At 67.8% G+C, this 1,679-nt stretch carries 3 protein-coding genes; 2 read left to right on the top strand and 1 reads right to left on the bottom strand.

The features are described from left to right. Positions 1–140 precede the first annotated feature (140 nt). Together PGX04_RS22715 and PGX04_RS22710 are read left to right on the top strand one after the other, a co-directional pair. A complete protein-coding gene (locus PGX04_RS22715) occupies positions 141–425 on the top strand; it encodes a DUF5808 domain-containing protein (protein ID WP_273740589.1) in 285 nt (94 codons plus the stop codon). Positions 426–556: 131 nt separating this feature from the next. Next, the gene (locus PGX04_RS22710; protein WP_273740588.1) at positions 557–1,108 is read left to right on the top strand and encodes an XTP/dITP diphosphatase; all 552 of its coding nucleotides are present in this window, start codon (positions 557–559) and stop codon (positions 1,106–1,108) included. Between the two features lie 23 nt (positions 1,109–1,131). Here PGX04_RS22710 and PGX04_RS22705 read toward each other — a convergent pair. Further along, a partial coding sequence (locus PGX04_RS22705; RefSeq protein WP_273740587.1) for an IMP dehydrogenase occupies positions 1,132–1,679 on the bottom strand: 548 nt, incomplete at its 5' end.

Raw genomic sequence — 1,679 nt, 5'->3', positions numbered from 1 at the left:
TCGGCGCGGTCGCGGAACGGCGCGGGCGAAGAGCAGCGCGGACGCGGAACGACGCGGGACCACAGCCGGTCGCAGTCGGCCGCTCGCACCGATCGTCGCAGCACACAATACTCTTAATAGGGGAGGACGTATCACCCGCCATGGCAGAGAAGCCGACTTCCGGTGAGATTCTCGGGGTACCGTACAACTTCGAACGACCGAGCATCGGCCGCATGCTCTCGTCGTACTGGCAGCCCGGCGAAGGGATGCTCGTGGAGAAACCCTTCGGCGTCGGCTACACCCTGAACCTCGCCAACTGGCGGTCGTGGATCGTCGTTCTCGTCGCCGGCGGCCTCCTGTGGCAACAGGAGAGCGGCCCGTCCGACGAGAGCGAGGATCGAGCGGACGAACCCGTCGAAGTCATCGTCGACGATACCGACGACTGAGCGAGACGACCACTCGGTTCTCGTGGCTCCGTGCGCCGCGACGGGTGACGCGGTCGGATCCGCCGGCTCGCCCTCGCGGCTCGAGCCGGACAACCGACGCCTATTTTCCGTCCGCGGACGCCGACTCGGACATGGCCATTCGATTCGTCACCGGCAACGAGGGGAAGGTCCGCGAGGCGCGGGACTACCTCGAGGGAGTCGAACCCGTCGAACAGATCGAGTACGACTACACCGAGGTCCAGAGCGATTCGCTCGAGGAGATCGCGGCCCGCGGTGCCCGCGAGGCCTTCGCGGAGTCGGGGAGGGACGAACCGATACTCGTGGACGACGCGGGGCTCTTCGTCGATTCGCTGGGCGGGTTTCCGGGACCGTACTCGGCGTACGTCGAGGACACCGTCGGCGTCGAGCGGCTCTGGCGACTCGCGAGCGAGGAGGAGAACCGCCGCGCGCAGTTCCGGACCGTACTCGCCTACGTCGATCGAAACGGAACCGAGACGTTCGCGGGGTCGGTTGCCGGCACGCTCGTCGCCCCCCGCGGCGAGGGCGGATTCGGCTACGATCCGATCTTCGAGTACAACGGCCGGACGATGGCCGAGATGAGCACCGAGGAGAAGAACGCGATCTCGCATCGCGGTCGCGCGCTGGCGGAATTTGCTGAGTGGTACGCCGGACGCGAGGAGTAGGTCGACTGGAGGCCGGTCGGCCGTCAGTCGTCGCTCTCCGCGGCACCTCCCGTTTCGTCGTCCGCAGCGAGCTGCGCTTCGGTGACCGTCTCCGCTTCGCTGTCGACGCTGACGCCCTCCCAGTCGTGGTCCGCGTGATAGCCTTCCCGTTCCTTCGCGCTGGGGGCGACGCGGATGAACTCCGCCTTCTCGCGGGCCGCCGGGATCGTGTGGCCGCCGCAGTAGGAGAAGCCCGACTGGATACCGGCGCAGAACTCGTCGACGACGTCGGCGACCGGTCCCTTGTACGGCGTCAGCGCCTCGACGCCCTCGTCTGCGCGGACGTCGCTCTCCTTGTCGTCGCGTTTTTTTGCAGAGGTTGTCGTCGCCATTCCTCGCGAGCGTTTGTATCGTGCGCCGTCGACCTCGACGACCGCCCCCGGCGCTTCCTCGGTTCCCGCGAAGAGGCTCCCGAGCATCACCGTGTCGGCCCCCGCCATCAGCGCCTTCACCGCGTCGCCGGAGGTACGGATCCCGCCGTCCGCACAGATCGTGACGTCCAGCCCCTCGGCCGCCGTCGCGCAGTCGTCGA

This window comes from Natrinema soli (assembly GCF_028618695.1).
Note: the sequence above shows the minus strand (reverse complement) of the source record. Positions and strands in the feature narration are given on the sequence as shown.